Consider the following 19,488-nt stretch of genomic DNA (forward strand, 5'->3'; position numbering starts at 1 on the left):
AACAATTATGTCATACGTCTCTGTACTAAAAAATATACCAGACTTCCTCAGCCAGCCGACTGGAATAGCAGCTCTCGCCTCTGTTGGTATTCACGGTGCAATTGCGTTCATCTTACCGTTGGTGCCACTGCAATCCAAACTAAAAGAAGCAACATCTTCTCCAAGAACGGTTGGACTTGTTGAATTAAATCAGGCTGAACAAAACCGTCTGCCACAAACAAATATGGCTGAGACAATCCAGCAGCCACAACTTCCACCACAATCAGAAATCACCCTGCAATCGCAAGTTCCTGTGGCATCGGAAGTACCACCTTTTCCCAGCTTTGCTACTCAGCCAACGGTTTTACCTCCACAGCCATCGGCACCTCTTGTAGAGGAACCATTACCGACTATACCGTTGTCTCCTGATAACCTAAATATTGTTTCTTTGCCTCAAAACCAGTATGTTCGCATACCTCAAGGCAGAAGTGAAACTTCTATTCCATCCATTCCTCGTGTAAATTACGGCGAAGTTACTAATTTACAAAACCAAATCCCTTTAGGGCAACCCCAATCCCTTCCCTCAACCTCAACTCCGTCTCAGCCAGTCTTACCTGGAAATTTGCCAGAACTACAGGCTGCTAATATCCCAACAGATTTACCAAATACTCCATCACCTGTACCTGCTAACACTACTACCCCACCAACACCATCAGCAGTTCCTCAAACTCAGGAATTTGTAGCTCCTATTGCTCCCATCCCCCAAGTTGGAGATCAGTTAGCTTTAGCAGGAACAACCCTACCCCAGTGGCAGGAGATATCAGTACCAAAGACAGCGCAGTCGCCGTCAACATCCCAAGGAACAGAACAACTGCTGGCTAAAACTACTACCTTTGTAGAGCAGTTTCAAAAAGTCAAGCAGCAATATCCCAATGTTGAAACTAAGCAACCTATTAAAGAAACAGTCAATGCTCAACAAGGGCAAGCAGGCAAAATCGAAGGTGGTTTAGTAATAGACAGTGAAGGAAAAGTCGAAACTATAGATTTTTTGGATAATTCAGTCTCATCTGAACTGAAGACAGCCACAAGAGAATACTTCAGACAATATTTCCAAAGCAATCCTGTACAGGCAAATGGTAAGCCCAAATATTATCCATTTAGCTTGTCTTTTAACCCCAATAGTGACACAACTCAAGCCACTGCCTCTCCAAAACCACCTGTCGTGCTTCCCCAGAAATTAGCACCATTGCAAATTAGGGATACACAACCATTAAATAATGAACAACAAGGTTTGCGATCGCCCCAGGAAAAATTACCTACTGGGCAGGTGCAGCAAGCAGGCGGCAGTTCACAGCAAACTCCTGGTAAATTACCACCACAGTGGCAGCCAGTTACAATTAATCAGCCTTCTTCACCAGCACCACAAACCATTGCAAAACCATCACCACAGTGGCAGCCAGTAACAGTTAATCAGTCTTCAGCAACACCACAAGCCACTACTCAACCAGTGACTCAGCCACCAATCATTCAAAATCAGTCTAGCTCTGCTCAGGAGACAGATAAAAACCTCATCAATAAGCTGCGTCAAGTCAAGAATGACAGACAAGGCTCTAATTAGGGGCTAGGGGCTAGGAAATTGACGCGGGGACACGGAGACACGGTGAGACAGCGTTCTTAGTAGGGTTTCCAACGGACAGTTCCTACAACGGGGGAAACCCTTCGAAGTCGCCCTAACGGGGGAAACCCCCGCACGGCGCTTCTGTTGGCAACGAACTGTCCTCCTCCGCAGGCGACTGCGTACACGCGAAGCGGGTTCTCGTTAGAGTACCCGAAGGGAGCAACGAGAAAGGGAGTTGAGGGAGGTGATGGAGATGAGGGAGTGATGGAAGTAAATTCTTCCCCATCTTCCCTCTGTCTCTGGGCAGTCGCTACAACGCGGGGAACCCGCGCAACGCGCTGCTCTCTGCCTTCTATTACCATCCTTGTTCTGCTTTTTGAAAAACGTAAGCTGCTACCTCATTAATTTCTTGCTCATTCAACTTGCTTTTAAAAGCAGGCATTGCGCCTTTACCATTCTGCACTTGGTGGACGATCGCTTGAATGGAATTGAGATTGTAATTTTCCAAATACTTCTGTAAAGCCTCTTTTTTTAAGGTTTTCTCGGTAATGAGGATATTACCACCACCTATATGACAAGAAGCACAGTTAGAACTAAAAATTTTAGCAGCCTTTGATGTTTCGGCTGCTACTACTGGATCAATAAATATAAAACTGAATAGGGCGATCGCAAACAATAGGATGAATAAAAATATTTTCAAGCTATTCTCCTTGCAATAAGCTTCTAGCAGATGGCAAATATCTCCAGTAATATTCTATTGCTGCTAAAAGCTTTCAAGTTGGAGCTAAATTTACCTTTGCTAACTGCCAACCCTTGTTTATTTGAGAAGAAAAGGCGGATTGCAATCTAAATTTTATATTTCAGTCAAGTTGCTCGCAATTGCTGGCAACGAGTCCATTCATCATCTCACCACTTTACATATTGAAAATCATAGGTGGTGAGAATTAAGACTCGTTACCGATATCTACTTTTACTTGCAATTCCTAGAAGTGTAATAAAGCACAATACTAAGATAAGCAAGTTAATTTTGGCAAATTTCCTCTATATAATAAGGAAAATATTTTATGTCAACAGTGCCATTCTGTGTTATTCGACAGTGAGTTTACCAACCATACCAGCGCCGCGATGAGGTTCGCAGTAGAAGGTATATTCACCCTTAGCAGCGTCTGCTGGGATTGTGGTTTCAAACTCTTGTCCGGGACTCATCAACAACTGCTTATGAGACAAAGACTTGGCTACGTCAGTACTTTTGGACATAGCAGGATCGAATACAACGTTGTGGGGGGGAACTTTATTATTCACCCATTTGATTGTGTCGCCTGGCTTCACTGTCAATTTTGATGGTTCAAAAGCTAGCATTCCTTTGTCGCTACCCAATTTTACAGTGTATGTGTCAGCCGCTGCATTGGGAGTGAAAATAGCAAAGCTGCCAACAACTAAAAGAATTGTTAGAACAGCTAAACCCAAACGCCGCAAACTTGCAGCAATCAATTTCATGGCTTTCTCCTAATAACAGGTTTTATTTTCCCTTATTCATTTTAGATAAAATCAAGCCGAAATATGACAATATGTCGTAGATACTAGTTTTTTAAAAAAAACAACGGGCAATTCATAGCAAAAAGTTGAAAAATTAGCAATATCTACTAAATAGTTTGAAACGATAATTTTTTCTGCAAGTGTCAATGTTTGCAAAATTGGAAAGTAAGCAAGTGGTATTAACGATCGCACACGACAGAAGATTTTTCTATGGTAGACATTGCCTATTTTTCCTCAAACCTTTATTTGTAGGTTGTGAAAAATGCCCATCTTACGGTTGGCAGAAGAGTCATAAATCTATAGTCAGCAGACCAAATATTTTGGACTGCTAACTACTGACGAATGACAAAATCACAAATGACTATTAGGCAAAATCGGCTTTAGTAATAAATCTTACCGCCGCCCCATTTTTCACCTTGAATCTTCGGCTGTAGAAGGATATGACCGGCGATCGCCTTCAAGTCATTATCAGAGAGATTTCTCATTTCAGTGAAGATATCAGCACTCTTGATGCTGGGGTGTAATTCGGCAATTTCCTCTTCCCCATCATAAGTAGTGGGATTTTTCATATAGTCCACTAGTGCCTCGATATTGTCACGGGGTGGTGTTGCCCCAGCCAGAGCATCAGGATCAAGTCCTATGTTCTGGTTGGTTTTTGTGATACCGCCAGGATGACACTGAGAGCAAACATTGTTAAATAGGCGTTTACCTTCTTGGACTTGTTTTAAACTCAGTACAACCTCGTTACCCTTTTCATTTAATTTCACTGTACGGGTTGCTTTATCAAGTTCTACTGCCGATGCATCACTGACAACAAACTGAAACGTCAGTAATACAGTAGCGACAAAAATGCCAATCAGTCTTCTAAACATCTTTCCCCTTAAAGATTTTGACGCTCAACACAGCTAAAATTGCGATCCTCTATCTTCTGTTGTTAACTGCTAACTGCGAATTATTAAACTATTGACTGCTAACTGTTTTTGTGATATGTGCAGTTGGTCAGGTAAATTTAGTTTCACCTGACAGATTCGCTAGTAGCGTTTGGACGTATTTTGGACAAAATGTGGGAAATGATTGCCTTTGTATCCTCAAACGCCAAACGGACTTTTGGTTTTGATAGGCAATTCCCGGTGGTTTGCGTATAGAAAGCACTTTGGCTACAGTCACCCTGTAGTCTGCCGCTATCTCCGCAATTGATAGGTCTGCACAACCCATGCTACTTGTTAACTTACAGAATTAAAGATTGAGTCGCTGTTATACAAATATCACGTTAAGAGGGCAATTTGTCGCCCTAACTACTTTTGAGGAGGTAAGGAGTAGCAAAGACGCGGAAGGGGACGCAAAGACAGGGGGAAACGGGGACAACCAACCCCTAACTACTGTACGGGAGGCAGCGCGTTGCGGAGCCAGTGCGCCCTTGCGGTAATTTTTATTTACTTTTCTTTACTGAATGCGCGGATGGGTAGGTGTTGGAAAATCAGTTTCGGAAAAAATGGCTCGATTTCTATTGACATAAGGCGAAAAGAGCGAGTTGAAATTTTTCTTACTCCCTATTAGGGATTGAAACTTTCCTAAACCTTTGCGTTCTTGCATCTTGGCGGTTTTTTAATAAAAAATTTTCTGCTGTAAAGAGAGCAATCCCGACTAGAAAGAATTGAAACTATTTAATTTTTAACCCTTCCCACCCGTAAAAGTAACACTATGAATAAAATATCGATTAAAAAAGGCGTAGATAGCCAACGCTGGCAAAGTGAAAACCATTGAAGCTGCCATAATATAGTTCCAATAGCTAATATATTGACCTTTAAAAGAGTTCAAACCTAAAGGCAAAGTAAACATTTCTGGATCAAATAAAATCACCACAGGTAACAAAAAATTATTCCAACTACCCATGAACACAAAAACTGCCTGTGCTGCTAACGCAGGTTTTGCTAGAGGTAGAACAATCCGCCAAAAAATACCAAAGGGAGTTAAACCATCAAGGGCAGCAGCTTCTTCAAGTTCTTTCGGAAAATTAATAAAAAACTGCCGCATCATAAAAATGAAGGTGGCATTAACCATGCTGGGAATAATCATGCCTTGATAGGAATTTAGCCAGCCAAAGACTTTCAAAATCAAAAATGTTGGAATCAGTGTTATCTGCGCTGGTACTGCTAGAACTGCCAAAATTAGCAAGAACCAAAAATGTCTACCCCGAAAGCGTAGCCTTGCAAGGGCATAACCAGCCATTGAATTGAACAGCAAGTTTAAAACAGTAACACTAACAGCAATCACGACACTATTGAATAGCCAGCGCAGAAACAACGGTTCTTGTAGAAAGATTTGCTTATAGTTGTCAAAAGTGAAATTCTTGGGCAAAAAATTGGATTCACCGCTAACAATTTCAAATAGGGGTTTGAAGGATGCTGAAAGCGCCCACAAAAAGGGAATAAGGGTAATAATTGCATACAGTGTCAGTACGATGTACAGCAGTACTTTCAGCCAAGAGACACGAGATAAATTTTTCACACTTTTTCGCCCCCGAACAATCGCTGCTGAATCAATGTGATAGTAATTATGACTACTGCTAACAAAAAGGCGATCGCGGCTGCATATCCCATTTGCAAGTTCCGAAATACAGCTTGATATATTAGTAAAACTACGGTCAGAGTGGCATTATTCGGCCCGCCCGTGCCACCAGAAAAGATATAAGACTGATCAAATAACTGAAATGTACCAATGATTCCCATAGCTACAACAAAGAAGGTAACGGGTTTGAGGATAGGAATCGTAATGTGTATAAACTTTTGCCAACCGTTAGCACCGTCCAATTCTGCCGCTTCGTAGAGAGTTTGGGGAATATCCTGCAATGCCGCCAGGTAAATCACCATATAAAACGGTGCAGTTGACCAAATGTTCATAATCATAATGCCTTTTAGTGCCACAGCAGGATCGCCCAACCAGTTGTAAGTAGGCAATCCTAAAAAAGCGAGAACATCATTGAGTAGCCCATTGGTGTTATAAATCCACATGAAAATCAGCGTGAGGACAGCAGAAGAAGTAACTGTAGGCAAAAAATAAAGGATGCGCCACCAGTTTTTGCCACGAATGCCAGAATTGAGAGTAACAGCCAGAACTAACGCCAAGACAGTCTGTGTTGGCACCACAATAGCAACGTATTGGGCTGTATTTTTGAGAGCAATCCACACCCGTTCATCTTCAAATAGGCGCGTGAAGTTGCGAAAACCAATGAATTCGTATTCAATACCGCCGAGAAGCTGCACTTTATGGAGAGAAAGGAAAACAGCCCAAATAATTGGTAAGACTACAAAAGTTCCTAAAACTAGAATCGCAGGCAACATGAACAAATACCCAGGCAAGTCTTCTTTTATCTTCCACCTGGCTTTTTGCTGTTGCCTTCTTAGCTGATACACAATCGTACACCTCCGCCTCATCCCATACCATTTGCTGTAGGGATGGATCTTGCATGATTATCTATGGTAATTGGTTGCTCTAATGAGAAACATCCATTGCCGTGGAAGAAGCGCGTTTTGGAACAAACAGCATCTGGTGAAGTGAACCTCCCCTTCTGCAAAATTTGGGAGAAAGGGGTTAATTACTTAATTACTCCATCGCCTTTATCAACTTATTCGCTTCTTGCTGCGCTCGCTGCATCGCCTGCTGTAGTGGTTGCTGCCCCAACAAAGCGCTGACAAACTGGTTATCAAAGCTGTTCATAATTGCTGCCGGATATTTACCTGCTTGCCACGGCATCGCATAGTCAACTCCTGCTAAAAATGGCGATCGCAACGGATCTTTGTCATAGCCTAATTTCTGTCCTATTGATTTGCGTGTGGGCAAAGCAAAGCCTGTTCCTGTCCACTTTTCCATGCCTTCTTTACCCGTAAGATAGGAAATTAACTGCCAAGCTTCGCTTTTGTGCTGTGATTGTTTGTTCATCACGTAGGCAACCGTAAAAACCATTGTGCCTTTTTTATTATTAATAGATGGTACTTCTGCGGTAGCAAACTCTAACTGGGGAAAAGTTTCTTTGAGGAATGGAATAGCCCAGTTACCCTCAATCACCATTGCCACTTTGCCTTGACCGAACATTTCACTACCTGAGTTAGTTCCAACGTCAGATTTTTGAGCAGAAGAACGTTCTTTTTGATACTGCTCTACTACTAATTGCAATCCTTTCAAACCAGCTGCAGAGGCAAAGGTTGCATAACCATTTTCGTCTACTAGTTGCCCACCAAAAGCTCCTATTTTGTAAGCTTGACGCGCTAACTCCGGAATTACTCCATAACCGTATTGGTCAATTCTACCGTCTTGATTTTTGTCTGTTGTCAATTGCTTGGAGTAGGTACGCAACTCATCCCAAGTTTTAGGGGGACTAGTCAAACCTACGGCGGTAAATGCTTTTTTGTTATAAAACAGTGTTAATGTGGAATAGTCTTTGGGTAAACCATAAATCTGGTGATCGTACTTAAAGCTATTAATTAAATTTTCTTCAAAGTCAGATAAGTCAAAATCGGAAGTAATATAAGCATCTAATGGTTCTAGGACATTCTGACTCATGAGGAAAGGAGCCTCAAGAGCATCCAAATAGAAGACATCAGGTGCGGCTTCGCCAACTAAGCGGGTTTTAATTACATCCATGTATTGGTCAGAGATAACCTCATACCTTACCTTGATACCTGGATGCTGTGCCTCAAAGTCTTTTAATACTTGTTTTAATAGTTTTTGCTCTATAGGATCTGAACCCCAACCACTCAGTTTGACGGTGACTGGGGCTGGTTTAGTGGCAGCTCTATGAGTTTGTATCTGCTGACAACTGATTGCCAACAGAGCAATCGCTACTGCCAGGAGTAAAAAGTTAAAAAAATTCTTTTTCATTACCGCAGAATGAAGACTTTTTCACCAAGTAATGGTTTGTTCTAGCTCTAGAATGATTTTTACAATAATTAAATTTTTATATAGAAATGCAAGGTAAAATAACGAAAAATTGCAAAATTATTCACATTCATAAGCGGAGAATATGTGTTCACAAACAACTTGATAGATGCTAAGTTTTACACCCATAGACCTAGCAAAACTATATAAATAAAAAACTTTTTCAGGCTAGTAGTTCGTATGTGGTAATAGACAGCCTTCTGGTTCCGTAAAATTCATTGCTAATTGCTGTTCTATTTTGTCCACAGGTAATTTTACAAACAATTTTGAATTACGCCCACCTGCTGAGTTCATGACTTCTGTTCAAGTTGAAACCGCTTCTCCTTTTGTGCCAGAAATTGCTGCGATCGCATCTGCCCCAACCACACTTTCTCCTGCTCCCATTGCCGAACTCAACCAAAAAGCTCCAAAAAATGGGATTCGCAATAGCTTGCGAGCTTCAACTGTTGATGGTGTATTTGCAGGCATCTTTACCATTACCACTAGCGGCATCTTACTGAGTAATTTTCTAGTTGAGTTGGATGCCAGCCCGATCGCCTTTGGGATGCTCTCTTCTATCCCTATGTTGGTGAATTTAATTCAGCCTTTGGGTGCTTACCTTTCGGAACGTTCTCATAGTCGCTGCCGCTATTCTCTCATGATTTATGGCCCCTCACGGCTACTATGGCTGATTCTAGTAGCGGGGATTGCAGCTTTCAGTTGGGGATTAATGAATTCTCAGCAGTTAGTAGTATTGACGCTTTTAATCGTTCTATTCAGCCATTTATGCGGAGGGCTGGGAAGCGCTTCGTGGTTGAGTTGGATGGCAATGCTAGTTCATCGGCGGTTGCGGGGACGGTATTTTGGTATCCGCAACAGTCTTGTTAGCCTCACGAATTTAATTTGCGTACCTTTAGCCGGGGTGGCAGTCTCCACGTGGCGTGGTGGCACTCTCCAAGGTTATGGAGTGGTGCTATTTATCGGAATTTTATCGGGAATTGCCAGCTTGGGATGTCAGTACTTTAAAGTGGATGTAAATCCCCAAGAGCAAAACACTTATTCTACAAAGATTTTTCCTGAAAAAGCAGTTGATTTAGATCCAAATAATTTAGATACCACAAGCGATTGCCAACCAACAATTGACAACCCAGTGCCTGAAATTAATCCTTGGCAAAATATTCTTAAAGACACTAACTTTTTAATATTTCTGCTTTACTTCAGTTTCTGGATGTTTGCTGTGAACCTTAGCGCCCCTTTCTTTAACCTCTATATGCTCGACACGCTTGATATAGATGTTAGTTGGGTGACACTCTACAGTAGCGTTCAGGCGGCAGCAAATATGTTAATGCTAATTGTGTGGGGTAAGCTAGCAGACAGAATCGGCAACCGTCTCATTCTCTTCTTTGTTGGTATCTTATTTGCGATCGCGCCCCTATTATGGTTAGGCATTAGCCATAATTCTCTCAGCTTGTGGTTTTGGCTGCCAATGTTACACATTTTCCTGGGCGGAACCGGAGCAGCAATTGATTTGTGCGGCAACACCATGCAATTAGAGGTTGCACCAGTCAAAAATCAATCTATATATTTTGCCACAATCGCCGCCGTTGCTGGTTTCTGTGGCGCTTTCGGTACAACTCTAGGTGGTTTGATCATCCAAAATACTTACTTCGGAGGTTTAGCGGGTTTATTTGCCCTTTCAACCATGTTCCGAATTCTTGCACTTTTACCTCTAATGTTTGTACAAGAAGCACGGGGACAATCTTTTCTTCAGACTTTTCAAGGATTGCGGCAAGTTCGCAAAAAGTTAGCTTGAAGTTAGGGGAGCCAGCGCCGTGCGGAGACTCCGCTCTGTTAAGGTGCCTGGCGTGCTAGGGGCTAGAAACTAGGAGCTAAGAAGACGCGGAGAGAGAATTCCCCGTGTCCCCGTGTTCTCTTCCTACTCAGCAGCAGTAGAACTTAGACTCATAGTCTTTTCCCACAAAACCATGTTATTAGTTGTGGTAACTGTGGAGGGCTGATGTAAGGCTATCAATTGTGCCAGAGTTTGCTTCAATTCTGTCCGAGGCACAATCTCATCTACAAAGCCGTGTTGGAGCAAATCTTCAGCAGTTTGGAAATCATCTGGCAGTTTTTCTCTTAAAGTTTGCTCAATGACTCGCCTACCCGCAAAACCAATAGTGGCTTTGGGTTCTGCCAAAATGATATCGCCTAACATTGCAAAACTAGCAGTAACGCCGCCTGTAGTCGGATTGGTTAATACAGGAATGTACAATAGCCGTGCTTCTTGATGGCGTTGTAGAGCTGCGGAGATTTTTGCCATCTGCATCAGCGAGAGCATTCCTTCTTGCATCCTGGCTCCGCCAGAGGTACAAACTATCACCACAGGATACCGTCGCTGAGTAGCTTGTTCAATTAAGCGGGTGAGCTTTTCTCCCACGACGGAACCCATGCTACCACCCATAAATCGGAAGTCCATCACGCCCAGGGCAATAGGCAAACCATTAATTTCACCCAAACCTGTTTTTACGGCGTCTACTAAGCCAAGTTTTTCTTGCGTTTCCCGGAGACGATCGCTATAGGCTTTGCGATCGCGAAATCCCAAAGGATCGGCAGGGCGTAAATGCTCATCCATCGCTCTCCACGTACCAGGATCGATGAGTTGGCGGATACGTTCATCACTATCAACTCGATTATGATGTTCGCATTCCGTGCATACCATTAAATTGGTTTTCAGGTCTTTAGTATATGTTAAGACACCACACTGAGGACATTTATGCCACAGCCCATCAGCAATTTCACGCTCTTGACGTTCGAGGCTGATAGCACCAGATTTACGTCGATTGGCAAACCAATCAAATAAAGACTTTAAACCACGTGTTTCTTCGTTATTCGCCATTTGTTTTTTATGCAAGTGAATAGTATGTCAAACGTAGGTTAATGTAATTGGCGGTCAAATTTTTCTTCTAACCGATTCAGACCTTATTTTGCATCTTTGGTTGCCAGCTTAACGAAAATACGTAAACCAATTCAAGTCCGTTGTTCTGATTCTAGGGAAATTAATAGCAGCAACGCAGGCAATATATCCTTGAAAAGTAGTTGCAAAGCTGCTGGCATAACAGCCCCAAAATAGAACTTCACCCCCCAATCAATAAATTACTTGTTGTTGTGTCATTAGTTGCGCTCGGCAGGTTGTGTCGAGTCAGAAGCGATCGCTGCATCAGTTCCACTTGCCAGTATGCTCTCGTTATTTCAGAGGGTAATCCAAGTCACAAGATTATGTTAACAGAAGTTTAATGACATAAGAGGTAATGAAACTTACAGTTGTATGTTGTTTGCAAAGGAAGAGAGGAAGACGCAAGAACGTGGAGAGTGGGGAATTAGGCTTGAGGATTAGGAATTTCTCTTTCCCAGGCTGGCAGCCCAGGAAAGCATTGATTGAGATCACGAGGCGGAGCCTCCCAGTTTCCATCACCATGCAGAGTATGGTAATGAGAAATTTTTTGTTCCCTGATTCCCTGTCCCCTATTTATCAACTCCCATGAAAAAATAATTGCAGATAGGTAGACAAAATTGCCTCGCCACCAAACACAACAATTAAGGCTCCTGAAGCAAGGAAAGGGCCAAAAGGCATCTTTTGTCCCCATTTTTGAGGCAGTGTTGGGCGGGGATTTTGACTGGTAATTTGATGCGACTGTCTTGAGATTGAAGCGTGAGCGCCATGCCGCGATAAGAAAATTGCACCACCACCCACCAATGCTCCCAAAAAACAAGCCACAAAAGCAGCTAAGAGCAAATGCTTCCAACCTAACCATGCTCCCATCATTGCTGCTAGTTTCGCGTCGCCTCCACCCATTGCTGTTTTACCAAAGACAATAGAACCAACAGTGGCGATCGCATTAAACAGCCATAATCCCAGCACAGCTCCTGATATTGCTGTCATTGAGTGATTTGCCCATCCCACCCATCTAGTTTCTGACAGAAAACCAACTATCATCTGAAATGCTATCCCCAGTACTAACCCTGACTGAGTCAGTGGATTGGGTAAGGTCATGGTATCCAAATCAATTAGCGATAAGGTGAGTAACCAGCTACAAAAAACCCAATAGCCAAGTGTCAATGGCGATACATGAAACATCCAAAAAATCAGCAAAAATAAACATCCTGTCACCGCTTCTACCACTGGGTAACGCAGAGAAATCTTACTTCGACAATAGCGACAGCGTCCCTTTAACCACAACCAGCCTAAAACTGGTACATTGTCGTAAGCTTGGAGTTGATTTAGGCAATGTGGACAGCGAGAAGGGGGAAACAGAATCGACAAACCAGCAGGCAGTCGATAAACAACAACATTGATAAAGCTGCCAATAGACGCACCTAAGGCAAACACGATCACATTCGCCAATGTGACTATCAAAAGATCCATATATCGTCTTTAGTCATTTGTCCTTGGTCTTTTATACTTGCTCATTCCTCGTTTGTACAAACCAAAGACTATTAACTATTGACTAATACATATACGATTCAATTTGATTCAAAGGCACAAAACATTCTTCAGGCAAGAGGACAGGTTGATTTGTAAAAATCACCTTACCTCGGTGATTAACGCGATTAATTGCTACACCAGATGGTTGTCCAGCCACTTCGGGATGTACTTCACAGTATGTGTAGTAAATTTGTCCAGCAGATCGGATCAGCGCGGGGTCGATCAGGGGTGGCTGGTGCTTTGGGCTGGTAAAGTTTGCTTGTGGTTGTTTTACAGCGTACACTGCTTACTGAATGGCTTGCTAAGTTTTGTTTTTAGTTTATACGAAAGTTCCAACATATAGTTGCCAATATTGCCATTGCGATTAAAAAATTATTGTTCAAGCATTTGAATCAATGCTTTACCCATAGCTTGGCAACCTAAAAGCTTCATGCCAGGAGACATAATATCCCCAGTACGAACACCGCTTTCTAGAACCTGTAAAACTCCTTGTTCAATAAAATCTGCTGCTGCTGGTTGGTTTAAACTGTAGCGTAGCATCATTGCTGCACTCAAAACTTGTGCGAGAGGATTAGCTTTATCTTGTCCTGCAATATCGGGGGCAGAACCGTGAACAGGTTCAAAGACTCCCGCCCCAGATGCACCCAAACTAGCAGAAGGTAACATTCCAATACTACCAGTAAGCATGGCAGCAGCATCTGAGAGTATATCGCCAAACAGGTTACCCGTAACGATGGTATCAAACTGCTTGGGAGCGCGTAACAGTTGCATGGCGGCATTATCTACATACATATGAGTAACTTCCACATCTGGATATTCTGCCGCTAATTTCGTGATGCGATCGCGCCACAATTGAGATACTTCCAGAACATTAGCTTTATCTACCGAACATAGTTTTCCTCGACGTTTGCGTGCTGTTTCAAATGCCACCCTGCCAATGCGATCGATTTCAGATTCGGTGTAAGCCATTGTATTTACACCTCGTTTCTCACCAGTTTCTGTTTCAAAAATCCCCTTGGGTTTACCAAAGTAAATGCCGCCTGTGAGTTCGCGTACCACCATAATATCGACGCCTTCCACAACTTCTGGTTTTAAGCTGGAGGCATCAATTAACTGAGGTAAAATTTTCGCTGGACGCAAATTGGCAAATAATCCCAAACCCGCACGCAATCCGAGTAAGCCTGCTTCTGGACGTAAATGAGATGGTAAAGTATCCCACTTATAACCACCGATCGCCGCCAATAATATAGCATCGCTATTGCGACACATATCTAAAGTAGCAGTTGGCAGAGGTTCGCCTGTTGCGTCAATTGCCGCACCGCCGATTAATCCTTCTTGGAATTCAAAATCAATATCAAATTTTTTTCCTACAACCTTGAGCACATCTACCGACACAGCGATAATTTCAGGGCCAATGCCATCGCCAGGAAGTAGGGTTATGCGGTATTGCTGTGCCATAGTTTCGTTTTGACTGGATAAGTATTTAATCGTGCAAAAATCCTCGCAGATTAAATATCATATCGAGCAATTGCACCAATAGAGCTTTTAATTTCTTTTTCCAGTCACACAAAAAAAGCACCTGCTCAAACTGCAACAGCTTGCAATTCTAATGCACAAACTTGTGCATCCCGACGAGAAACAATCCGCAACTCATGGGGATAACGCGGGCGTGGATCGTCCACTAACCAGATTGGAGGCACCATCATGGCTTCATAGTAATCAATCTGATGTAAAACCCCTGGTTTGTCTTTGAGTTCTACTATCGTCCCCGGTGGATACTCAAACATTTCATTCCAATCGATTGCTGACTCGGTGTTCATCGCACTCAACTATTCCAATACCTCAAACGCTTTTCTTCTAATACAACCAACGATGGTTTGCGATCGCCCTAGCTGCGCCCTTGGAGCATCGCCTCAAGAACCAATTCTCTCAATCAACAATAGAACTGGCTTCTGTTGAGAACAACTTCACCATGATCCGGAACCCAGGCAACCCAAGTGTCTGGAGATTCCTGACAGAGCAACTTGGCTTCGTCAAAACCGTATTCACTGGGAGGCTGGAGCAACTTTACCCAGGCATCACGGTTGTAAGTGATGTGGCAAACCGGATTCCAGCCTGAAGCGATCGCTCCCTCTAGGATGGGTGTTGGTGAATAAGATGAATAGGTTGTTGGAAGAGACATACTCGAAAACTTGTGACTAAACTAAATAAATAAAATAATTTCTGTATTCATTTTTACAAAATTGCAGCATAATCGCTCAATTGTTCTAAATAAATTAACAAATCCTGACATAGTTGAATCTATACTGTTCAAAATTTCTCATTACCATGCTCTGCATGGTGATGAAAACAGGAGGCTCTGCCTCATGAAGAGGAGGCGGAGCCTCAATCAATGTTTTCCCAGTTGAAGCCTGAAAAAGAGAAAATAAACCTTCTGCCACGGCGCTCCTTGTTCGCCCGCAGGTGGCGAACCCGCGCCTCCTCAGCCATCTGCCTTCTTCAACAGATTCAAGTCACAAAGTTTACTCAAAAGTGTTTTGAAAATCTAATGGAGCTAAGCGGATTCGAACCGCTGGCCTCTGCAATGCCATTGCAGCGCTCTACCAACTGAGCTATAACCCCGCGTAGTGCGTTATATACATTAACTTAATATTTAGGTGCTTGTCAATGTGCTTTGCTGAGAAGCTTTATAAACAAAAGTTAAGTAATTAATAGGCTTTTTCTATTTATTAATAACTTACTTTTTAAGCGACTTTCAGTAAATAGCTCATACAATGACCCATTAAAAAGTAAACTACCATCATGGCTGCCGCAGCCGTTGCCACCAACAAACCTGCCAACATTAAAGAAAATTCCTTATTTTCGTAGGCTTTTTCCATTAGATGTAGCGACCAAGCCACTAGCGCTACATCAAAAACTAAAATAGGAATCAACATATTTCTTAATATTTTTTAATGCTTCTTAGCCAATATTAACACCGTTTTCGGGAACTGTGTTGAGTACTAGCAGTGTGTTCTAGTCAAGGATTGGCATTCTCAAGAGGGCATTCTGACAGGCACTCGATGATCGCGCAAATAATTCTTGATTTCCTCCACTGTTAATTGTCCATAATGTAAAAGTGAGGCAAGTAAAGCGGCTTCTGCTTTACCTTGTGTTAGTGCTGCATGGATATGTTGGCAATTACCTGCACCACCAGAGGCAATAACGGGAATCTGTACAGCCTCAGCGATAGTTTTTGTTAACTTAAGGTCATAACCGACTTGAGTGCCATCAGCATCCATACTAGTCACCAGCAATTCTCCTGCGCCTCGTTTTTCGACTTCTTGCGCCCACTTGATTGCGTCTATGCCTGTGTTTTCTCTTCCACCCCGTACATATACATCCCAACCAGGATTGTTAGGATCTTTTCTGGATCTAGCATCAATGGCAACAACTATGCATTGATTGCCGAAGCGATCGCTCGCCCGATTAATGAAATCTGGGTCACGTACCGCCGCCGAATTAATACTAACCTTGTCTGCTCCAGCTCGTAACAGATTTTTAACATTTTCTAAGGATTGGATGCCACCACCCACAGTTAATGGAATAAAGACTTGTTCGGCAGTCCGGTAAACCACATCGACAATAGTATCTCGGTCTTCATGAGTTGCCGTAATATCCAGAAATACTAACTCATCTGCTCCAGCTTCGTTGTAAACCTTTGCCAATTCAACTGGATCGCCCGCGTCCTTGAGATTAACAAAGTTAACTCCTTTTACAACTCGTCCCGCGTTCACATCTAGACACGGTAAGATTCTTTTAGCCAGCATGACAAATTTTGTACTCCTAAGTAGTTCCCCGGAATTTAAATTTTAGATTGGCAAGCGCACTTTAGAAACAAAATTAACGCGTCCGTATTTATACGTGTTGGTGCTACCACCAGTAAACGTTAACAAGTGTAAAAGTAACAGTTGATAACTAAGACTATGGCAATTATCTCCTCGAAAAAACAGCCTTCCGATTCAGGTGGAGAACCAAAACAGCGTCAGACGCAACCGAAAGCATCGATAAAAGAGAATATTTTGCAACCAGAAGCGGCTATTGAAGAACAAGGTAAGCAGGAAGAAAGCATTCGACCGCAACGGTTTGCCGATTATATTGGACAGAAAGATTTAAAGGATGTACTTGAAATAGCAATTAAAGCAGCTAAGTCCAGAAAAGAAGTGCTAGATCACCTATTGTTATACGGCCCTCCTGGTTTGGGCAAAACAACGATGGCAATGATTTTAGCAGCGGAGATGGAAGTTAACTGCAAAATTACTAGCGCTCCAGCTCTAGAACGCCCTAGAGATATTGTTGGACTACTGGTGAATCTCAAACCTGGGGATATTTTGTTCATAGATGAAATTCATCGCCTCTCGCGGATGACGGAAGAGATTTTATACCCAGCAATGGAGGATTACCGCTTAGACTTGACAGTAGGTAAAGGTTCTAGCGCTCGAACTCGCAGCATTCCTCTATCAAAATTTACTTTAGTGGGAGCGACAACCCGTGTCGGTGCGCTCACTTCTCCTCTGCGTGATCGCTTTGGTTTAATTCAAAAACTCAGATTTTATGAAGTAGAAGAACTCAGGCAAATTGTCCAACGCAGCGCTCAGTTACTTAATACCACTGTTACCGAAGATGGTGCCAAAGAAATTGCTAGGCGATCGCGTGGCACACCTCGAATAGCAAATAGATTACTTAAGCGTGTACGTGATTATGCAGAAGTAAAATCATTTGATTGCATTTGTGAAAAAGTAGCAGCCGAGGCATTGCAACTATTTCAAGTCGATCCATGCGGCTTGGATTGGACGGATCGCAGAATGCTGAGTGTAATCATCGAACAATTTAATGGTGGCCCTGTAGGATTAGAAACAATTGCAGCAGCGACAGGTGAAGATACACAAACCATAGAGGAAGTATACGAACCTTACTTAATGCAGATTGGATATTTAAGCCGTACACCCCGTGGTAGAGTAGCCACAGCTGCTGCGTATAAACATTTGGATTTTAAGCCACCTAATGAGCAGCTGTCGTTTTTACAGTGACAGGGGGATAGGGGACTAGGGACTCGTTACTAGGGATTAGGAAGAAGCACCAGGAGCAGAGGGGAAAGAACGTGAATAACGATTCTCCGTGTCCCCGCGTCCCTTTGTCACCGTGTCCTCTTTACCCAATACCCAATCCCTGATACCCAATACCTAAAAAATAGACACAGGTAAACACAGATGATGAGGTTAATAGTTATTTTGTTCAGTCTGTTGCTTGTGTTTGGGTGGGCTGAGGCTGTGATGGCACAATCCCAAAAGCCCATCATCACTCAAGAACAGTTGCGAAAAGGAGATGAGTTGACAAGAGCCGCTTTTGCAGCTACGAGTAAAGGTGATTTTGCTACAGCCGAAAAGTACTGGACAGAAATTATCGAGCAATTCCCAGACAATCCTGCAATTTGGAGTAATCGGGGAAATTCCAGGGTGAGCCAAAATAAGCTACAAGAGGCGCTGACTGATTTTAATAAAGCAATTGAACTTGCACCAGATATTACAGATCCCTATTTAAATCGTGGTACAGCCCTTGAGGGTTTGGGAAGATGGGAAGAAGCGATCGCAGATTATAATCGCATCCTCGAACTCGATCCTCAAGATGCTATGGCATACAACAATCGTGGTACTGCCAAAGTCGGTTTGGGAAGGTGGGAAGACGCCATAGCTGACTACAAAAAATCAATGGAACTAGCTCCAAATTTAGTCATTGCCCGTGGCAACTACGCTCTGGTTTTGTATGAAACTGGGAAACTTGAGCCAGCCATCCGGGAAATGAAAAATATAGTCCGCAAATATCCCAACTTTGCCGATACACGTGCTGCACTCACAGCTGCTCTTTGGGTAAACGGACAAAAAGGCGAAGCAGAAAGTAATTGGGTAGCTGCTTCTGGACTCGATCCACGTTACAAAGATATCAATTGGGTGAAAAATATTCGGCGCTGGCCTCCTAGTATGGTAACGGCTTTGGATAAATTTTTGACACTTAAATAAGGGTATTGACTATGACTCATTTTGGAATAATCTGCCCTGGTTCAACTGGTCACCTTAACACAATGCTCCCCTTAGGGAAAGAACTGCAACAACGGGGACATCGCGTTACCCTATTTGGAGTGCTTGATGCTGAATCTAAAACACAAGCGGCAGGATTAGAATTCCGAGTAATTGGCGAATCTGAGTTTCCCAAGGGAGCAAATGCAGAATCATTAGCTAAGTTAGGACAACTCAGTGGTAGTTCAGCATTTAAATATACCGTTAGTCTTTTAAGGAATGGGGCAGCTGTTATCCTCCGAGATGCACCGCAAGCAATTACAGAAGCGGGTGTAGAGGCATTACTAGTAGATCAAGCTTCATCAGAGGGAGGAACTGTTGCAGATTTTTTGGGTATTCCTTTCATCACTATTTGCAGTGCTGTAGTACTGAATCGAGAAGAAAGTGTTCCACCCATTGTCACAAATTGGCACTATAGTCCAGCGTGGTGGGCGCGGCTACGCAACCGAGCAGGTTATGAGTTGCTCAAACGTATCGCCAAACCAATTCGGGATTTAATTGATGAGTATCGCACAGAGTGGAAGTTACCCCCACACTCTAACCCCAATGAAAGCTATTCTCAATTAGCTCAAATTAGTCAACAACCTGCTGAATTGGAATTTCCCAGGCAAAATTTACCCCAGTGGTTCCATTTTACAGGACCTTATCACAGTCCAATTGGTCGGGAACTCCCTGCTTTTCCTTATGAAAAGTTGACCGATCAACCGTTGATTTATGCCTCAATGGGGACTGTACAAAATAGATTAATAAAAGTGGCTCTCTCAGAGTAGTTATGTTAAAATATTATAAATAAATCTAATATATCTCCCTAGAATTAGCAGTAATTGGTGGCGACAGCCCAAGCT

General features: G+C 42.8%; 18 protein-coding genes, 1 tRNA gene and 1 pseudogene. 5 read left to right on the forward strand and 15 right to left on the reverse strand.

All coding sequences use genetic code 11. The features are described 5' to 3' along the window. Positions 1-7 precede the first annotated feature (7 nt). Complete coding sequence (locus tag QUB80_RS08540; protein ID WP_289789070.1) at positions 8-1,597, forward strand: hypothetical protein; 1,590 nt, start codon at positions 8-10, stop codon at positions 1,595-1,597. A 355-nt stretch (positions 1,598-1,952) separates the two neighbouring features. On the opposite strand, the gene petJ is transcribed toward QUB80_RS08540, so the two are convergent. The 6 genes from petJ to QUB80_RS08570 form a co-directional block, all read right to left on the reverse strand. Then, the gene (petJ, locus tag QUB80_RS08545) at positions 1,953-2,297 is read right to left on the reverse strand and encodes a cytochrome c6 PetJ (RefSeq protein WP_289789071.1); all 345 of its coding nucleotides are present in this window, start codon (positions 2,295-2,297) and stop codon (positions 1,953-1,955) included. A 386-nt stretch (positions 2,298-2,683) separates the two neighbouring features. Beyond that, on the reverse strand, positions 2,684-3,094 hold the full coding sequence (gene petE / locus QUB80_RS08550) for a plastocyanin (protein WP_289789072.1): 411 nt from the start codon (positions 3,092-3,094) through the stop codon (positions 2,684-2,686). Between the two features lie 419 nt (positions 3,095-3,513). Next, complete coding sequence (gene psbV / locus QUB80_RS08555; RefSeq protein WP_289789073.1) at positions 3,514-4,005, reverse strand: photosystem II cytochrome c-550; 492 nt, start codon at positions 4,003-4,005, stop codon at positions 3,514-3,516. A gap of 799 nt (positions 4,006-4,804) precedes the next feature. Continuing rightward, on the reverse strand, positions 4,805-5,641 hold the full coding sequence (locus tag QUB80_RS08560) for a carbohydrate ABC transporter permease (protein WP_289789074.1): 837 nt from the start codon (positions 5,639-5,641) through the stop codon (positions 4,805-4,807). Beyond that, positions 5,638-6,474 (reverse strand): carbohydrate ABC transporter permease, encoded by an 837-nt coding sequence (locus tag QUB80_RS08565; protein ID WP_502875286.1) that lies wholly within the window; start codon positions 6,472-6,474, stop codon positions 5,638-5,640. Before QUB80_RS08565 ends, QUB80_RS08560 begins: the two co-directional genes overlap by 4 nt. Positions 6,475-6,736: 262 nt before the next feature. Beyond that, positions 6,737-8,011 (reverse strand): ABC transporter substrate-binding protein, encoded by a 1,275-nt coding sequence (locus QUB80_RS08570; RefSeq protein WP_289789076.1) that lies wholly within the window; start codon positions 8,009-8,011, stop codon positions 6,737-6,739. Positions 8,012-8,360: 349 nt separating this feature from the next. On the opposite strand from QUB80_RS08570, the gene QUB80_RS08575 reads away from it, so the two are divergent. Further along, positions 8,361-9,860 carry an MFS transporter gene (locus tag QUB80_RS08575; RefSeq protein WP_289789077.1) on the forward strand — a complete coding sequence of 500 codons (1,500 nt, stop codon included), beginning with the start codon at positions 8,361-8,363 and terminating at the stop codon, positions 9,858-9,860. A gap of 123 nt (positions 9,861-9,983) precedes the next feature. On the opposite strand, the gene accD is transcribed toward QUB80_RS08575, so the two are convergent. The 9 genes from accD to hisF all read right to left on the reverse strand — a co-directional run bounded on the left by accD (position 9,984) and on the right by hisF (position 16,339). Beyond that, positions 9,984-10,943: an acetyl-CoA carboxylase, carboxyltransferase subunit beta gene (accD, locus tag QUB80_RS08580; RefSeq protein WP_289789078.1), complete on the reverse strand. Its 960-nt coding sequence runs from the start codon at positions 10,941-10,943 to the stop codon at positions 9,984-9,986. Positions 10,944-11,576: 633 nt separating this feature from the next. Then, the gene (locus QUB80_RS08585) at positions 11,577-12,470 is read right to left on the reverse strand and encodes a prepilin peptidase (RefSeq protein ID WP_289789079.1); all 894 of its coding nucleotides are present in this window, start codon (positions 12,468-12,470) and stop codon (positions 11,577-11,579) included. An 82-nt stretch (positions 12,471-12,552) separates the two neighbouring features. After that, entirely contained in the window at positions 12,553-12,813 is a 261-nt protein-coding gene (locus QUB80_RS08590) for a hypothetical protein (protein WP_289789080.1), read from the reverse strand. 89 nt (positions 12,814-12,902) lie between these two features. Continuing rightward, positions 12,903-13,988, reverse strand: a complete 1,086-nt coding sequence (gene leuB, locus QUB80_RS08595; protein WP_289789081.1) for a 3-isopropylmalate dehydrogenase — start codon at positions 13,986-13,988, stop codon at positions 12,903-12,905. Positions 13,989-14,113: 125 nt separating this feature from the next. Continuing rightward, on the reverse strand, positions 14,114-14,350 hold the full coding sequence (locus QUB80_RS08600) for a hypothetical protein (protein WP_289789082.1): 237 nt from the start codon (positions 14,348-14,350) through the stop codon (positions 14,114-14,116). Positions 14,351-14,463: 113 nt separating this feature from the next. Then, positions 14,464-14,712 (reverse strand): hypothetical protein, encoded by a 249-nt coding sequence (locus QUB80_RS08605; protein WP_289789083.1) that lies wholly within the window; start codon positions 14,710-14,712, stop codon positions 14,464-14,466. A gap of 367 nt (positions 14,713-15,079) precedes the next feature. Next, positions 15,080-15,152 (reverse strand) — tRNA-Ala (locus QUB80_RS08610). A gap of 122 nt (positions 15,153-15,274) precedes the next feature. Beyond that, a complete protein-coding gene (locus QUB80_RS08615; RefSeq protein WP_289789084.1) occupies positions 15,275-15,466 on the reverse strand; it encodes a hypothetical protein in 192 nt (63 codons plus the stop codon). 99 nt (positions 15,467-15,565) lie between these two features. Next, positions 15,566-16,339 carry an imidazole glycerol phosphate synthase subunit HisF gene (hisF, locus tag QUB80_RS08620; RefSeq protein WP_289789085.1) on the reverse strand — a complete coding sequence of 258 codons (774 nt, stop codon included), beginning with the start codon at positions 16,337-16,339 and terminating at the stop codon, positions 15,566-15,568. A 156-nt stretch (positions 16,340-16,495) separates the two neighbouring features. On the opposite strand from hisF, the gene ruvB reads away from it, so the two are divergent. The 3 genes and pseudogenes from ruvB to QUB80_RS08635 all read left to right on the forward strand — a co-directional run. Then, entirely contained in the window at positions 16,496-17,599 is a 1,104-nt protein-coding gene (gene ruvB, locus QUB80_RS08625; RefSeq protein ID WP_289789086.1) for a Holliday junction branch migration DNA helicase RuvB, read from the forward strand. Between the two features lie 180 nt (positions 17,600-17,779). Continuing rightward, positions 17,780-18,586 (forward strand): tetratricopeptide repeat protein, encoded by an 807-nt coding sequence (locus QUB80_RS08630; RefSeq protein ID WP_289789087.1) that lies wholly within the window; start codon positions 17,780-17,782, stop codon positions 18,584-18,586. Between the two features lie 11 nt (positions 18,587-18,597). Continuing rightward, positions 18,598-19,398: pseudogene (locus QUB80_RS08635) on the forward strand (glycosyltransferase family protein); the annotation flags it as partial. Between the last annotated feature and the right edge of the window lie 90 nt (positions 19,399-19,488).

Origin of the sequence: Chlorogloeopsis sp. ULAP01 (assembly GCF_030381805.1) — a bacterium.
Lineage (GTDB): Bacteria > Cyanobacteriota > Cyanobacteriia > Cyanobacteriales > Nostocaceae > Chlorogloeopsis.